The organism is Kurthia populi (assembly GCF_042686175.1).
GTDB classification, from domain to species: domain Bacteria; phylum Bacillota; class Bacilli; order Bacillales_A; family Planococcaceae; genus Kurthia; species Kurthia populi.
The window spans coordinates 25,504-41,582 of record NZ_JBHUOR010000043.1 but is presented as its reverse complement, the minus strand read 5'-3'; the positions used below and the strand labels follow the sequence as shown (position 1 = coordinate 41,582).

The 16,079-nt window shown below is 38.6% G+C and carries 14 protein-coding genes and 1 other annotated feature; all 14 genes read left to right on the top strand.

Annotation, left to right across the window (positions count from 1 at the left end; all coding sequences use genetic code 11):
- Nucleotides 1–25 precede the first annotated feature (25 nt).
- The gene (gene sigH, locus ACFSY7_RS09180; RefSeq protein ID WP_380147663.1) at nucleotides 26–619 is read left to right on the top strand and encodes an RNA polymerase sporulation sigma factor SigH; all 594 of its coding nucleotides are present in this window, start codon (nucleotides 26–28) and stop codon (nucleotides 617–619) included.
- A gap of 79 nt (nucleotides 620–698) precedes the next feature.
- Nucleotides 699–845 carry a 50S ribosomal protein L33 gene (rpmG, locus tag ACFSY7_RS09175; RefSeq protein ID WP_010290442.1) on the top strand — a complete coding sequence of 49 codons (147 nt, stop codon included), beginning with the start codon at nucleotides 699–701 and terminating at the stop codon, nucleotides 843–845.
- A gap of 49 nt (nucleotides 846–894) precedes the next feature.
- On the top strand, nucleotides 895–1,080 hold the full coding sequence (secE, locus tag ACFSY7_RS09170) for a preprotein translocase subunit SecE (RefSeq protein ID WP_126991983.1): 186 nt from the start codon (nucleotides 895–897) through the stop codon (nucleotides 1,078–1,080).
- 98 nt (nucleotides 1,081–1,178) lie between these two features.
- Entirely contained in the window at nucleotides 1,179–1,712 is a 534-nt protein-coding gene (nusG, locus tag ACFSY7_RS09165) for a transcription termination/antitermination protein NusG (RefSeq protein ID WP_126991982.1), read from the top strand.
- 182 nt (nucleotides 1,713–1,894) lie between these two features.
- A complete protein-coding gene (gene rplK, locus ACFSY7_RS09160) occupies nucleotides 1,895–2,320 on the top strand; it encodes a 50S ribosomal protein L11 (RefSeq protein ID WP_139995853.1) in 426 nt (141 codons plus the stop codon).
- Nucleotides 2,321–2,451: 131 nt separating this feature from the next.
- A complete protein-coding gene (rplA, locus tag ACFSY7_RS09155; RefSeq protein ID WP_126991980.1) occupies nucleotides 2,452–3,147 on the top strand; it encodes a 50S ribosomal protein L1 in 696 nt (231 codons plus the stop codon).
- Between the two features lie 47 nt (nucleotides 3,148–3,194).
- Nucleotides 3,195–3,339, top strand: a sequence feature (ribosomal protein L10 leader region).
- A gap of 33 nt (nucleotides 3,340–3,372) precedes the next feature.
- Complete coding sequence (gene rplJ / locus ACFSY7_RS09150; RefSeq protein ID WP_126991979.1) at nucleotides 3,373–3,873, top strand: 50S ribosomal protein L10; 501 nt, start codon at nucleotides 3,373–3,375, stop codon at nucleotides 3,871–3,873.
- 75 nt (nucleotides 3,874–3,948) lie between these two features.
- Nucleotides 3,949–4,308: a 50S ribosomal protein L7/L12 gene (rplL, locus tag ACFSY7_RS09145; RefSeq protein WP_126991978.1), complete on the top strand. Its 360-nt coding sequence runs from the start codon at nucleotides 3,949–3,951 to the stop codon at nucleotides 4,306–4,308.
- Nucleotides 4,309–4,384: 76 nt separating this feature from the next.
- Nucleotides 4,385–4,984: a class I SAM-dependent methyltransferase gene (locus ACFSY7_RS09140; protein ID WP_126991977.1), complete on the top strand. Its 600-nt coding sequence runs from the start codon at nucleotides 4,385–4,387 to the stop codon at nucleotides 4,982–4,984.
- Between the two features lie 251 nt (nucleotides 4,985–5,235).
- Nucleotides 5,236–8,787: a DNA-directed RNA polymerase subunit beta gene (gene rpoB, locus ACFSY7_RS09135; protein WP_126991976.1), complete on the top strand. Its 3,552-nt coding sequence runs from the start codon at nucleotides 5,236–5,238 to the stop codon at nucleotides 8,785–8,787.
- A gap of 134 nt (nucleotides 8,788–8,921) precedes the next feature.
- On the top strand, nucleotides 8,922–12,524 hold the full coding sequence (gene rpoC / locus ACFSY7_RS09130; RefSeq protein ID WP_380147656.1) for a DNA-directed RNA polymerase subunit beta': 3,603 nt from the start codon (nucleotides 8,922–8,924) through the stop codon (nucleotides 12,522–12,524).
- A 455-nt stretch (nucleotides 12,525–12,979) separates the two neighbouring features.
- Entirely contained in the window at nucleotides 12,980–13,399 is a 420-nt protein-coding gene (gene rpsL, locus ACFSY7_RS09125; protein ID WP_010308011.1) for a 30S ribosomal protein S12, read from the top strand.
- Nucleotides 13,400–13,440: 41 nt separating this feature from the next.
- Nucleotides 13,441–13,911, top strand: a complete 471-nt coding sequence (gene rpsG / locus ACFSY7_RS09120) for a 30S ribosomal protein S7 (RefSeq protein WP_126991974.1) — start codon at nucleotides 13,441–13,443, stop codon at nucleotides 13,909–13,911.
- 45 nt (nucleotides 13,912–13,956) lie between these two features.
- Nucleotides 13,957–16,035, top strand: a complete 2,079-nt coding sequence (gene fusA, locus ACFSY7_RS09115; protein ID WP_126991973.1) for an elongation factor G — start codon at nucleotides 13,957–13,959, stop codon at nucleotides 16,033–16,035.
- Nucleotides 16,036–16,079 lie beyond the last annotated feature (44 nt).

Below are 16,079 nucleotides of genomic sequence, written 5' to 3'. Positions count from 1 at the left end.
TAAATTGCAGCACCAGTATAGTAGTATGACCGATGAAGAACTCGTTGGATTCACTAGGCAAGGCGATAGTGAAGCACTTGATTTTTTGATTACAAAATATAAGCCGCTCGTAAGAATTAAAGTGAAATCTTATTTTTTAATTGGCGCAGATAAAGAAGATATCATTCAAGAAGGAATGATTGGTTTATTTAAAGCTGTGCGTGACTTTAGTGATGTGCACCAAGCATCATTTAAAGTATTTGCAGAACTATGTATTACACGTCAAATTATTACAGCAATTAAAACAGCTACTCGACAAAAACATATTCCGTTAAATTCGTATGTATCACTTGATAAACCTGTAGGGGATGAAGATCAAGCAAGTACATTAATGGATTTATTACAAACAGATGCCAGTGAAGACCCAGCAAATTTTATTGTACATCGAGAACAATTTTTAGATATGGAATCGCGTATCAACGAGTTATTAAGTCCTTTTGAACAAAAAGTCCTAGCACTTTATATTGATGGATGTAGTTACCAAGAAATTTCTGAACAATTAAAGCGCCATGTGAAGTCAATTGACAACGCCTTACAACGAATTAAACGTAAACTTGAGCAACAATTGACTGCAAACTGACACGATGTGCTTTATTGACAGCTTATGGTATTAGATGATAGTCTGTATAAGGACAAATGCCTGAAAGGTGATTTTTATTATGGCAAACAAAGTTGTGCTATGCTGCGAAAAATGCGGCGCTCGTAATTATAATTTACCTGCCCCAAAGGATAGCTCAAAAAGAATGGAATTAAAGAAATATTGTTCGAACTGTAATGAACATACATTACACAAACAAACAAGATAAATTTCGTTAATCATAAAAGATTTTTATTTTTATTCGGAGGTTAGGTTGGATGGGAAAGCTTAAAAAATTTTTCAGCAATGTTTTTTCTGAAATGCGTAAAACTAGCTGGCCTAAACGTAAAGAGCTTAGCAAATACACACTAGTTGTACTTTCTACATTACTCTTTATGGCAGTGTTCTTTATGCTAGTCGATTTAGGAATATCAAAATTATTCCGCATGTACTTGGATTTATAAGCGAAAAAATGTTAATATTTTTGAAGGAGCCCGTAAAAGCGGGTTTTTTCATTTGCCTTTAAAAAAAGGAGGGAAAGGACAATTTAGTCCTGTTAATTATGGAAAAAAATTGGTATGTCGTTCATACTTACTCTGGTTATGAGAACAAAGTAAAGTTAAACCTAGAAAAACGTATTGAAACGATGGGTATGCAAGATAAAATTTTCCGTGTCATCGTTCCTGAAGAAGAAGAAACAGAAGTAAAAGATGGCCGTAAAAAAACATATATGCGTAAAACATTCCCTGGTTATGTATTAGTTGAACTAATCATGACAGATGATGCTTGGTACGTTGTACGTAATACACCAGGTGTTACAGGTTTCATTGGCTCTTCAGGTGGTGGGGTTAAACCAACTCCATTATTACCTGAAGAAGTAGAACATATTTTAACTAAAATGGCTGAAAGCGAGAAAAGTGTTGATCTTGATTTCGCTGTAGGTGATCTTGTTGAAGTATTAGAAGGACCATTCGCTCATTTCCAAGGGAAAGTAGAAGAAATCCTTGCTACTGAAGAAAAAATTAAAGTTACAGTAGATATGTTCGGACGCGAAACAACAATGGAATTAGCTTTCGATCAAGTACTAAAAGTTTAATTTGGTTTAATTATGCTTGCCTTGCATAATTAAAAGTGTTATTATTTTTTAGGTCAGACTATGACTAAGTTATAGTCGACTAACAGTAATTTTTAATGTTATCGGAAATAAGCCGACAGACAGATATTTGAGTGGGAGGGGCAACCCAATTACCACATCACGGACTTAAGGAGGTGTGTCTCGTGGCTAAAAAAGTTGTTAAAGTTGTAAAACTTCAAATTCAAGCTGGTAAAGCAAACCCAGCGCCACCAGTAGGTCCTGCATTAGGTCAAGCAGGTGTTAACATCATGGGATTCTGTAAAGAATTCAATGCTCGTACACAAGACCAAGCAGGTTTAATCATTCCAGTTGAGATTTCTGTATTTGAAGATCGTTCATTCACTTTCATTACAAAAACTCCACCAGCTGCAGTATTACTTAAAGTAGCAGCAGGTATTAAATCTGGTTCTGGTGAACCAAACAAGAAAAAAGTAGCTACAGTGAAACGTGACCAAGTTCGCGAAATCGCTGAAACTAAAATGCCAGACTTAAACGCAGGTTCTGTAGAAGCTGCTATGTTAATGGTAGAAGGTACTGCACGTAGCATGGGTATTGTCGTAGAAGACTAATACTCATTACTTGATAAAAGTATTGTTTTTGGAGGTTGCGAATGTTTCTTATAGCGATATTTGAAACACCCGCAACCTTTATTCGTGGGAGGGAAATCCCGCTATAACCACAATCAAGGAGGAAATTCAAAATGGCTAAACAAGGTAAAAAATTACAAGATGCCGCAAAATTAGTAGACAAAACTAAAGTTTATTCTGTAGCTGAAGCTGCTGAATTAGCTAAAAATACAAGCAAAGTAAACTTCGACGCAACTGTAGAAGTAGCTTTCAACCTAAACATCGATACTCGTAAAAACGACCAACAAATCCGTGGCGCAATCGTGCTTCCAAACGGTACTGGTAAAACTCAAAAAGTTTTAGTATTCGCTAAAGGTGAAAAACTTAAAGAAGCTCAAGCTGCTGGTGCAGACTACGCAGGTGATGCTGAATACATCCAAAAAATTAAAGATGGCTGGTTCGATTTCGACGTTATCGTTGCTACACCAGATATGATGGGTCAAGTTGGTCAACTTGGTCGTGTATTAGGTCCTAAAGGTTTAATGCCAAACCCTAAAACTGGTACAGTTACTTTCGATGTAACTAAAGCAGTTAACGAAATCAAAGCTGGTAAAGTTGAGTACCGTGCTGATAAAGCTGGTATCGTACACGCACCAGTAGGTAAAGCATCATTTGAAGCTGACAAATTAGCTGAAAACATCCAAACATTAGTTGATGTTATCGTTAAAGCTAAACCAGCTACTGCAAAAGGTGTTTACTTAAAATCAGTACACGTTACAACTACTATGGGACCATCAATTAAACTTGATACTCTAGCACTTGTAAAATAATTTAATGATTGACAAACTAAAACTCATCTGATAAGATGAGTTTTGTTGTGAATTATCCATTTGTACCAAAGACAGTAGGGGCGGCTTAGTACCGCTTAATTATCCTGCCGAGGGCAAAGGAATCATTCTCTATTTAGATGATGAATTTCTGCCTCTTGTCTGTCATTGATAAGGGGCTTTTCTTTTGTCGGTATAAATGACTCATTCTTATAGGAGGTGTCAATAATGGGCAAAGCAGTAGAAGCAAAACAAACTGTTGTTCAAGAAATCGCTGACAAGTTCAAAGCTGCAGCGTCAGTAGTAGTAGTAGACTACCGCGGCTTAACAGTTCAACAAGTAACTGAATTACGTAAACAATTACGTGAAGCTGGCGTTGAATTCAAAGTGTACAAAAATACTTTAGTTCGTCGTGCTGCTGAAGAAGTTGGTCACACTGAGATTAACGATGTACTTACTGGTCCAAACGCAATCGCATTCTCTAACGAAGATGTAGTTGCTCCAGCTCGTATTATCAATAACTTCGCTAAAGAAAACGAAGCTTTAGAAATTAAAGCAGGTTTAATCGAAGGCAACTTCGCAACTTTAGAAGAAGTAAAAGCACTAGCAGAACTTCCATCACGCGAAGGTTTACTATCAATGCTTTTATCAGTTCTACAAGCACCAATGCGCAACTTCGCGCTTGCAACAAAAGCTGTTGCAGAACAAAAAGAAGAACAAGGCGCTTAATCGCATCTTAATCTTCACCGCATCTTAAGATGCACAAAAATAAAAAATTAGATTCCATAATAGGAGGAACTCATAATGAACCAAGAACAAATCTTAGCTGCAATCAAAGAGATGACAGTTTTAGAATTAAATGATTTAGTAAAAGCAATCGAAGAAGAATTCGGCGTAACTGCTGCTGCTCCTGTAGCTGCAGCTGGTGCTGTTGCAGGCGCTGCTGAAGAAAAAACAGAATTTGACGTAGTATTAACATCTGCTGGCGATTCTAAAATCAAAGTAATCAAAGTAGTACGTGAAATCACTGGCTTAGGTCTTAAAGAAGCTAAAGAAGTAGTAGATAACGCTCCTAAAGCTCTTAAAGAAGGCGTAGCTGCAGCTGAAGCTGAAGAAATCAAAGCTAAACTTGAAGAAGTTGGCGCATCTGTAGAAGTTAAATAATTTCTGCTAACCTATTGGAAAAGCTCGTCAATTTTGACGAGCTTTTTCTTCATTTTACGTGATGGAGGGCATGCTAATGTCAGATCATTATTATTCAAAAAACCCTGAGGTTGAGAGTAAGCCACGTAGATGGGATTTTAGACTTCGAGGATTTTCCTTTACGTTTGAAACCGACGCAGGCGTTTTTAGTAAAAGCGAAGTAGATTTTGGCTCCCGTGTCTTAATCGATTGTTTTGAACTGCCGTCAGTTGAAGGAAATATTTTGGATGTGGGCTGTGGATATGGTCCAATTGGCTTATCAATCGCAAAAAGTTACCCCGAGCGTATTGTTCACATGATGGATGTAAATGATCGTGCATTAAACTTGGCTATTAAAAATGCTGAGCTTAACGGGGTTCAAAATGTACGAATTTATGAGAGTGATGCACTTTCATCTGTTGATACAGATCAAGTCGCTGCTGTTCTGACAAATCCTCCTATTCGTGCTGGTAAGCAAACAATCTTCCGCATTTATGATCAGGCTTATGAAGTCTTATCAGAAGACGGAGAGCTGTGGATTGTTATTCAAAAGAAACAGGGAGCACCATCTACAGTAGATCATTTACAAACACAGTTTAAGGACGTCACAGTCGTGCATAAAGAGAAAGGTTATTGGATTATTAGAGCTATAAAATAATTTATGCTATTTTCTGAAAAATAATTGTCAATATTTATAGATTGACTTGACAAAAACGCTGTGATATTATAAGAAAATGCAAAAATATTAATTTGAAGCCGTCTGCCTATTTGATGAAAATGTCAAGAGCTTTCGGTTTAAAATTATGTTTGAATAATCGAAAATGAGAATTATTGCTCGTTTTCTTTTTTGTCTTGTGAAAAATTGCAATTTCACAAGACCTAATATCGCTTTATTGAGGGGTGAATGAGTTGACAGGTCAACTAGTTCAGTACGGACAACACCGCCAGCGTAGAAGCTTCGCGCGTATTAAAGAGGTGCTAGAACTTCCGAATCTTATCGAGATTCAAACCGCTTCTAACGAGTGGTTTTTAGAGGAAGGCTTACGTGAAATGTTCCACGACATTTCACCGATTGAAGACTTCACAGGAAATCTTTCACTAGAATTCGTCGACTACAGTCTTGGAGAACCAAAATATGATGTCGATGAATGTAAACAACGTGACGTTACTTACGCAGCACCATTACGCGTAAAAGTACGTCTTCATAATAAGGAAACTGAAGAAGTAAAAGAACAAGAAGTCTTCATGGGTGATTTCCCACTCATGACAGAAACAGGTACTTTTGTTATCAACGGCGCAGAACGCGTTATTGTTTCCCAATTAGTTCGATCACCAAGTGTATACTATCACGATAAAACAGATAAAAATGGTAAAAAAGGCTTTGGCGCAACAGTTATTCCAAACCGCGGCGCATGGTTAGAATATGAAACAGACGCAAAAGACGTTGTCTACGTTCGTATCGACCGTACACGTAAATTACCTGCAACGGTATTATTACGTGCATTAGGCTTTGCATCTGACCAAGAAATTATCGAACTTGTCGGTGATAATGAATATTTACGTAATACTTTAGAAAAAGATAACACTGATAGCACTGAAAAAGCGTTATTAGAAATCTATGAACGTCTACGTCCGGGTGAACCACCTACAGTAGAGTCAGCTAAAAACTTACTATATTCTCGTTTCTTCGACCCAAAACGCTACGATTTAGCAGCTGTAGGTCGTTATAAAATGAATAAAAAACTTCATATCAAGAACCGCTTATTCAATCAAACATTGGCTGAAACGCTAGTAGATCCAAATACTGGAGAAATCTTAGCGGAAAGCGGAACTGTGATTGACCGTCGTGTATTAGACCGCATTACACCATTCTTAGAAGAAGGCGTAAACTTTAAAACACTTTCAAAAGTGGGCGGTATTATCGAAGGTGACATTCTTGTACAAGAAGTAAAAATCTTTGCACCAAATGATGAGTCTCAAAAAGAAATCAAAGTAATCAGTAACGCTTACATCGATGATGAAGTAAAACATCTTACTCCAGCAGATGTTGTAGCATCTGTTTCTTATTTCTTTAACTTATTACATGGTGTGGGCGATACTGATGACATCGACCACTTAGGTAACCGTCGTCTACGTTCAGTAGGTGAATTACTACAAAATCAATTCCGTATCGGTTTATCTCGTATGGAACGTGTTGTACGTGAACGTATGTCAATCAATGATACTGCTGCAATTGTTCCACAACAATTAATCAATATCCGTCCAGTAATTGCATCTATTAAAGAATTCTTTGGTAGTTCTCAATTATCACAATTTATGGACCAAACAAACCCTCTTGCAGAATTAACGCACAAACGTCGTCTTTCTGCATTAGGACCTGGTGGTTTAACACGTGAACGTGCTGGTTTCGAAGTACGTGATGTTCACTACTCTCACTATGGCCGTATGTGTCCAATCGAAACTCCAGAGGGTCCAAACATTGGTTTAATCAACTCTCTATCATCATATGCAAAAGTAAATAAATTTGGTTTCATTGAAACACCATATCGTCGTGTTGACCCTGAAACTGGTAAAATTACTGAACATATCGATTATCTAACAGCAGACGAAGAAGATAACTATGTTGTTGCTCAAGCAAACTCACCATTGAATGCAGATGGTACGTTTACTGAAGAAGAAGTAGTGGGTCGTTTCCGTGGCGATAACTCAGTGTTCAAACGTGACACTGTTGATTACATGGACGTATCTCCTAAACAAGTAGTATCTGCTGCGACAGCATGTATCCCATTCTTAGAAAACGATGACTCAAACCGTGCTCTTATGGGTGCCAACATGCAACGTCAAGCTGTTCCACTTCTTAACCCAGAAGCTCCTTTCGTAGGTACTGGTATGGAACATGTCAATGCTCGTGACTCTGGTGCTGCAATCGTAGCTAAATACCATGGTATCGTTGAGCATGTTGAAGCTCGTTATATTTCAGTTCGTACTATTGAAGAAGTAGATGGTAAAGAAGTAAAAGGTGATTTAGTTCGTTATAAATTACAAAAATTCACTCGTTCTAACCACGGGACATCAATTAACCAACGCCCATTAGTTAAAGAAGGTGACCGCGTGAAACCTCGTGATATCCTTGCTGACGGTCCGTCAATGGAAAATGGTGAACTTGCACTTGGCCGTAACGTAGTCGTGGCATTCATGACTTGGAATGGTTATAACTATGAAGATGCCGTAATCATGAACGAACGTTTAGTTAAAAATGATGTATACACTTCTGTTCATATTGAAGAATATGAATCAGAAGCTCGTGATACAAAACTTGGACCTGAAGAAATCACTCGCGATATTCCTAACGTTGGTGAAGAAGCACTTCGCAACTTAGACGAACGTGGTATTATCCGTATTGGTGCAGAAGTAAATGATGGTGATATCTTAGTAGGTAAAGTCACTCCTAAAGGTGTAACAGAGCTTACTGCAGAAGAACGTCTATTACATGCAATCTTCGGTGAAAAAGCGCGCGAAGTACGCGATACATCATTACGTGTTCCTCACGGTTCTGGTGGTATTGTACTTGACGTTAAAGTATTCCATCGCGAAGATGGCGACGAATTATCTCCTGGCGTAAACCAAATGGTACGCGTTTATATCGTTCAAAAACGTAAAATCCGCGTTGGGGATAAAATGGCCGGACGTCATGGTAACAAAGGGGTTATCTCTCGTATCTTACCAGAAGAGGATATGCCATTCTTACCAGACGGTACTCCAGTCGACATCATGCTTAACCCATTAGGTGTACCATCTCGTATGAATATCGGTCAAGTACTTGAATTACACTTAGGTATGGCCGCTCGTTACTTAGGCGTGCACATGGCTACACCTGTATTCGATGGTGCTTCAGATGAAGACGTATGGCGTACAATGGAAGAAGCAGGCATGAACCGTGATGGTAAAACAACACTTTATGATGGCCGTTCAGGTGAAGCATTCGATAACCGCGTATCAGTAGGGGTTATGTACATGATCAAACTTGCGCACATGGTTGATGATAAACTTCACGCTCGTTCAACTGGTCCTTACTCACTTGTTACACAACAACCATTGGGTGGTAAAGCTCAATTTGGTGGTCAACGTTTCGGTGAAATGGAAGTTTGGGCTCTTGAAGCATATGGTGCAGCGCACACACTTCAAGAAATCTTAACAGTTAAATCTGATGACGTTGTGGGCCGTGTGAAAACATACGAAGCAATCGTTAAAGGTGAACCTGTTCCAGAACCAGGCGTACCAGAATCATTCAAAGTATTAATTAAAGAACTTCAATCATTAGGTTTAGACGTGAAAATGTTAAACATTAATGATGAAGAAGTAGAACTACGCGATGACGAAGATGATGATGTTCCATCAGCAGACGCGTTAAACATCGCTTCTAAAAAAGAAGAAACTGACGAAGTATCTTCTGAAAATTAAGTTGTAATTTTTTTGGGACATGGACAGGACCTCTTATGGGCTTGTCCTAATTCCCTTTTATTTGCTAATAATCAATCGTCGAGCTAATTATTTATAAGTCGAAAAGACTTCATTAATAGAGGGAGGTAGGCTCCTTGATAGACGTTAATAATTTTGAATACATGAAAATTGGTCTTGCTTCACCAGATAAAATCCGTTCGTGGTCATATGGTGAGGTTAAAAAACCAGAAACTATCAACTACCGTACATTAAAACCAGAGAAAGATGGTTTATTCTGTGAACGCATCTTTGGTCCAACAAAAGACTGGGAGTGTCACTGTGGTAAATACAAACGCGTACGTTATAAAGGTGTAGTTTGTGACCGCTGTGGCGTTGAAGTAACACGTGCAAAAGTACGTCGTGAACGTATGGGACATATTGAGCTAGCTGCTCCTGTTTCTCACATTTGGTACTTCAAAGGTATTCCAAGCCGTATGGGACTTATCTTAGATATGTCTCCACGCGCACTTGAAGAAGTAATTTACTTCGCTTCTTACGTTGTAATTGAATCAGGCGATACTCCTTTAGAAAAGAAACAACTTCTTTCTGAAAAAGAATATCGTGCTTACCGTGAAAAATTCGGTAAAACATTCAAAGCATCTATGGGTGCAGAAGCAATCAAAGATTTATTGAAAGAAATCGATTTAGATAAAGAATCAATTGAACTTAAAGAAGAGCTTAAAACTGCACAAGGTCAACGCCGTACACGTGCAATTAAGCGTTTAGAAGTTGTTGAATCGTTCCACCATTCAGGCAACCGTCCTGAATGGATGATTTTAGATGTACTTCCTGTAATTCCACCAGAATTACGTCCAATGGTACAACTAGATGGCGGCCGTTTCGCAACATCTGATTTAAATGATTTATATCGTCGTGTTATCAACCGTAACAACCGTTTAAAACGTTTATTAGACCTTGGTGCTCCTGGCATCATCGTTCAAAATGAAAAACGTATGTTACAAGAAGCAGTTGATGCATTAATCGATAATGGTCGTCGTGGTCGTCCTGTTACAGGTCCTGGTAATCGTCCATTAAAATCTCTTTCTCATATGTTAAAAGGTAAACAAGGTCGTTTCCGTCAAAACTTACTTGGTAAACGTGTCGATTACTCTGGTCGTTCTGTAATCGTAGTTGGTCCATCTTTAAAAATGTTCCAATGTGGTCTACCAAAAGGTATGGCAATCGAACTATTCAAACCTTTCTTAATGAAAGAATTAGTTGAACGCGGTTTAGCTCATAATATTAAATCAGCTAAACGTAAAATCGAACGTCAACACGAAGAAGTATGGGATGTTTTAGAAGACATCATGCGCGAGCACCCAGTATTACTGAATCGTGCACCAACACTTCACCGTCTTGGTATCCAAGCGTTCGAGCCTACACTTATCGAAGGTAAAGCAATTCGCTTACACCCATTAGTATGTACTGCATACAATGCCGATTTCGATGGTGACCAAATGGCCGTCCACGTTCCTCTTTCTGCAGAAGCACAAGCTGAAGCACGTTTATTAATGCTTGCAGCGCAAAATATCTTAAACCCTAAAGATGGTAAACCAGTTGTTACACCATCTCAAGATATGGTATTAGGTAACTATTATCTAACTCTTGAGCGTAAAGGCGCTGTAGGTGAAGGTACTGTGTTCTCAGATCCTGAAGAACTAAATGTTGCTTACGCGAATAACGAAGTGCATTTACACACTCGTATTGCTATTCGTGCAGCTTCTTTAAATAACAACACATTTACTGAAGAACAAAATAAAAAATTGTTAGTTACTTCTGTTGGTAAAGTATTGTTTAACGAAATCTTATATGCTGATTTCCCATACATTAACGAACCAACTATTGATAACTTACAAGTAGGTACATCAGATAAATTCTTCGTTTCAACTAACACAAATATGAAAGAATATTTAGCAGAGCAAGAGCCTTCTAAACCATTCACTAAAAAATATCTTGGTAATGTTATCGCAGAAGTATTTGATCGCTACCATATCACAGAAACTTCTAAAATGCTTGATGAATTGAAAAACCTTGGTTTCAAATATTCAACTAAAGCTGGTATCTCAATTGGTATCTCAGATATCATCGTATTACCAGATAAACAAGAAATTTTACATGAAGCTCAAATTAAAGTAGATAAAGTACAAAAACAATTCCGTCGTGGTTTAATCACTGAAGAAGAACGTTACGATCGTGTAATTTCATTCTGGAGTGACGCGAAGGATGTTATCCAATCTAAACTGATGAAATCTCTTCCAGCGACTAACCCAATCTTCATGATGAGTGACTCTGGTGCGCGTGGTAACGCTTCTAACTTCACTCAACTTGCTGGTATGCGTGGTCTGATGGCCAACCCAGCTGGTCGTATCATCGAATTACCAATCAAATCTTCATTCCGTGAAGGCTTAACGGTATTAGAGTACTTTATCTCTACCCATGGTGCGCGTAAAGGCCTTGCCGATACAGCACTTAAAACAGCCGATTCAGGTTACCTTACTCGTCGTCTTGTTGATGTTGCACAAGATGTCATCATCCGTGAAGACGATTGTGGTACTGATAAAGGTCTTGAAATTTCAGCTCTTAAAGAAGGCAACGAATTAATCGAAGCCCTTGAAGAACGTGTTCTTGGTCGTTACGCTAAGAAAACAATTCGTCATCCGGAAACAAACGAAATTATCGTAAATCCAAACGAATTAATCACAGCTGAATTAGCTCGTAAAATCACTGAAGCAAATATCGAAACAGTTACAATTCGTTCTGCGTTTACATGTAATACTAAACACGGCGTATGTAAAAAATGTTATGGTATGAACTTAGCTACAGGTGATGAAGTTGAAGTGGGTGAAGCAGTTGGTATCATCGCTGCTCAATCTATCGGGGAACCAGGTACTCAGTTAACAATGCGTACTTTCCATACAGGTGGGGTTGCCGGTGCCGATATCACTCAAGGTTTACCTCGTATCCAAGAGATTTTCGAGTCTCGTAATCCAAAAGGTCAAGCGCTTATTACGGAAATTTCAGGTACAATTGTTGAAATTGAAGAAATTCGTGAAGGTCTTAAAGAAATTACGGTTCAAAGCCCAATCGAATCTCGTAAATATACAGCTCCATACAATGCACGTCTAAAAGTACAAGAGGGCGATCAAGTTTCTCATGGTCAATCATTAACTGAAGGTTCAATTGATCCAAAACAATTAATCAAAGTTACTGACGTGTCTACTGTAGAAGAGTATCTATTAAAAGAAGTTCAAAAAGTATACCGTATGCAAGGTGTAGAAATCGGTGATAAACACATCGAGGTTATGGTACGTCAAATGTTACGTAAGGTTCGTATTATCGAAGCTGGTGACACTGACTTACTACCAGGTTCATTAGTGGATATTCACCAATTCACTACAGCAAACAGCAGTATCTTAATGTCAGGTAACAAAGCGCCAGCTACATGTCGTCCAGTTATCCTTGGTATTACAAAAGCTTCTCTTGAAACTGAATCATTCTTATCTGCAGCTTCATTCCAAGAAACAACTCGTGTGTTAACGGATGCAGCTATCAAAGGTAAACGTGATGAATTACTTGGTCTGAAAGAAAACGTTATTCTTGGTAAACTTGTGCCAGCTGGTACAGGTATGCAACGTTACCGTCAAATCGAAATTGCCGGTACTGGTGCAGCTACAGAAACAACAACTTCAGCCGAATAATAGATTTTGTATTAAATCCCAACGAATTTTCGTTGGGATTTTTTATATTTAGTTGACAATAAACTTCTGAGATGATAATATATTTTAGGTTGATAGTTCATTGTCTATCATTTCATGGGCTTAATGTCTAAGGGAAAAATTAAAACAATGTACGTTAATTACAAACAGTAACGACAAGCATTGCTGGTCGTGGAACAAAACGTTGTTGCTCTAAGATGTAACAGGTGAATAAACCACGCATGCGGTGCGACGGCACAAATTTTGGTGTTCCCGTTGCATTAAATAACCAAGCAGACTCTTGGTAGAGATAATGACGTTGATGTAAAACACCAACATAACTTGAAGTACTGCTTTAGTAGTTTTTACGCTGATCACGTAAAGACTTTTGTTTTTAACTTAAAATGAACCACCTGGATGTGTGGATTTAAAGAAAGCAATGAGAGGAGGACATATCGATGCCTACAATTAACCAATTAGTACGTAAGCCTCGTCAATCCAAAAGTAAGAAATCTAATTCACCAGCTTTAAACAAAGGCTATAACAGCTTTGCAAAAAGCTTAACTGATGTTAACTCACCACAAAAACGTGGTGTTTGTACTCGTGTTGGTACAATGACACCTAAAAAACCTAACTCAGCGTTACGTAAATACGCTCGTGTACGTTTAACTAACCAAATCGAAGTTAACGCTTATATTCCTGGTGAAGGCCATAACTTACAAGAACACAGTGTTGTTCTTATCCGTGGCGGACGTGTAAAAGATTTACCAGGGGTACGTTATCACGTAGTTCGTGGTGCTCTTGATACTGCAGCTGTACAAGGACGTATGCAATCACGTTCATTATACGGTGCTAAAAAACCAAAAGAAAAAAAATAATGTAATCTAATAAGTAGCTATACTTGAAAGGAGGAAAACACATGCCTCGTAAAGGTCCTGTTTCCAAACGTGACGTGTTACCAGATCCACTTTATAATTCAAAACTTGTAACTCGTTTAGTCAACAAATTAATGGTAGATGGTAAAAAAGGTACTTCTCAAAAAATCTTATACGGAGCTTTCGATTTAGTTAAAGAACGTTCTGGTAAAGATGCAGTAGAAGTATTCGAAGCTGCATTAGAAAACGTAATGCCAGTTCTTGAAGTACGTGCTCGCCGTGTCGGTGGTGCTAACTATCAAGTACCAGTAGAAGTTCGTCCAGAACGTCGTACTACTTTAGGTCTTCGTTACCTAGTAAACTACTCTCGTCTTCGCGGCGAAAAAACTATGGAAGAACGTCTTGCTAACGAAATTTTAGACGCTTCTAACAACACTGGTGCGTCAGTTAAAAAACGTGAAGATATGCATAAAATGGCTGAAGCCAACAAAGCATTCGCTCACTACCGCTGGTAAGATTTATCCTAAAATATACATCCATTATGGAAGGAGAAATTCCGCATGACTAGAGAATTCTCACTTGAGAACACTCGTAATATCGGAATCATGGCTCACATTGATGCTGGTAAAACAACAACAACTGAGCGTATCCTTTATTACACTGGTAAGATTCACAAAATCGGTGAAACTCACGAAGGCGCTTCTCAAATGGACTGGATGGAGCAAGAGCAAGAACGTGGTATTACTATCACTTCTGCTGCTACAACAGCCCAATGGAAAGGCAACCGTGTAAACATCATTGATACACCAGGACACGTAGACTTCACTGTAGAAGTTGAACGTTCTCTTCGTGTACTTGATGGTGCTGTTACTGTACTTGATGCTCAATCAGGTGTAGAACCACAAACTGAAACAGTATGGCGTCAAGCTACAACTTACGGCGTACCACGTATCGTATTCATTAACAAAATGGATAAAATCGGTGCGAACTTCTTATACTCTGTAGGAACTTTACATGAACGTTTAGAAGCAAACGCTCACCCAATTCAATTACCAATCGGTGCTGAAGATGAGTTCCACGCTATCATTGACTTAGTAGAAATGAACGCTACTTTCTACAAAGAAGGCGATGACGGTTCAAACGCAGAAGTTAAAGAAATTCCTGCTGAATACAAAGAACAAGCAGACGAATACCGCGAAAAACTTGTGGAAGCAGTTGCTGAATTAGATGAAGATCTAATGGAAAAATACTTCGCTGGTGAAGAAATCACTAAAGAAGAATTAAAAGCTGCTATCCGTAAAGCTACTTTATCAGTAGAATTCTACCCAGTAGTATGTGGTACTGCGTTCAAAAACAAAGGTGTTCAATTAATGCTTGATGCAGTAGTTGATTACCTACCAGCTCCAACAGATGTTGAATCTATTAAAGGTACATCTGTTGATGGCGACGAAGAAATCGTACGTCACTCTTCTGATGATGAACCATTTGCTGCACTTGCGTTCAAAGTTATGACTGACCCTTATGTTGGTAAATTAACTTTCTTCCGTGTGTACTCTGGTGTTCTTCAATCAGGTTCTTACGTACAAAACTCTTCTAAAGGCAAACGTGAACGTGTAGGTCGTATCCTACAAATGCACGCTAACAGCCGTGAAGAAATCTCTGAAGTTTACGCTGGCGACATTGCTGCTGCAGTAGGTCTTAAAGCTACAACTACTGGTGATACTCTTTGTGCAGAAGATAGCTTAGTTATCCTTGAATCAATGGAATTCCCAGAACCAGTTATTTCTCTATCTGTTGAGCCTAAATCAAAAGCTGACCAAGATAAAATGGGTCAAGCACTACAAAAACTTCAAGAAGAAGATCCAACTTTCCGCGCTCACACTGACGTTGAAACTGGTGAAACTATCATCTCAGGTATGGGTGAACTTCACTTAGATATCTTAGTTGACCGTATGAAACGTGAATTCCACGTTGAAGCTAACGTAGGTGCTCCTCAAGTATCTTATCGTGAAACTTTCCGCCAAGCGGCTAAAGTTCAAGGTAAATTCGCTCGCCAATCTGGTGGTCGTGGTCAATATGGTGACGTTCATATCGAATTCGAACCAAACGAAGAAGGAAAAGGCTTTGAGTTCGTTAACGCTATCGTTGGTGGTGTAGTTCCTCGTGAATACATCCCAGCTGTAGAAGCAGGACTTAAAGATTCATTAGCAAACGGTGTATTAGCAGGATTCCCTCTAATCGACGTTAAAGCTACATTAGTCGATGGTTCTTACCACGATGTCGATTCAAATGAAATGGCGTTTAAAGTAGCTGCATCTCTAGCAGTGAAAAAAGCTGCTCAAGCTTGTAACCCAGTTCTTTTAGAACCAGTTATGAAAGTAGAAGTAGTAATGCCAGAAGAATATCTTGGTGATATCATGGGTAACATCACTGCTCGTCGTGGACGTGTAGAAGGTATGGAAGCTCGCGGTAACGCTCAAGTTGTTCGTGCAATGGTTCCACTTGCTGAAATGTTTGGGTATGCAACAACTTTACGTTCATCTACTCAAGGTCGCGGTACATTCTCAATGGTATTTGATCACTATGAAGAAGTTCCAAAATCAGTTTCAGAAGAAATCATCAAAAAACACCAAGGTTAATTTTAAATTGAATAATTTTTAATTGAAATTTCTTGGTATATCAA

Excerpts from the sequence above, each read along its gene's own strand:
- sigH (WP_380147663.1), top strand. The coding sequence starts at position 26 with ATGACCGATGAAGAACTCGTTGGATTCACTAGGCAAGGCGATAGTGAA.
- rpmG (WP_010290442.1), top strand. The coding sequence starts at position 699 with ATGGCAAACAAAGTTGTGCTATGCTGCGAAAAATGCGGCGCTCGTAAT.
- secE (WP_126991983.1), top strand. The coding sequence starts at position 895 with ATGGGAAAGCTTAAAAAATTTTTCAGCAATGTTTTTTCTGAAATGCGT.
- nusG (WP_126991982.1), top strand. The coding sequence starts at position 1,179 with ATGGAAAAAAATTGGTATGTCGTTCATACTTACTCTGGTTATGAGAAC.
- rplA (WP_126991980.1), top strand. The coding sequence starts at position 2,452 with ATGGCTAAACAAGGTAAAAAATTACAAGATGCCGCAAAATTAGTAGAC.
- rplJ (WP_126991979.1), top strand. The coding sequence starts at position 3,373 with ATGGGCAAAGCAGTAGAAGCAAAACAAACTGTTGTTCAAGAAATCGCT.
- rplL (WP_126991978.1), top strand. The coding sequence starts at position 3,949 with ATGAACCAAGAACAAATCTTAGCTGCAATCAAAGAGATGACAGTTTTA.
- ACFSY7_RS09140 (WP_126991977.1), top strand. The coding sequence starts at position 4,385 with ATGTCAGATCATTATTATTCAAAAAACCCTGAGGTTGAGAGTAAGCCA.
- rpsL (WP_010308011.1), top strand. The coding sequence starts at position 12,980 with ATGCCTACAATTAACCAATTAGTACGTAAGCCTCGTCAATCCAAAAGT.
- rpsG (WP_126991974.1), top strand. The coding sequence starts at position 13,441 with ATGCCTCGTAAAGGTCCTGTTTCCAAACGTGACGTGTTACCAGATCCA.
- fusA (WP_126991973.1), top strand. The coding sequence starts at position 13,957 with ATGACTAGAGAATTCTCACTTGAGAACACTCGTAATATCGGAATCATG.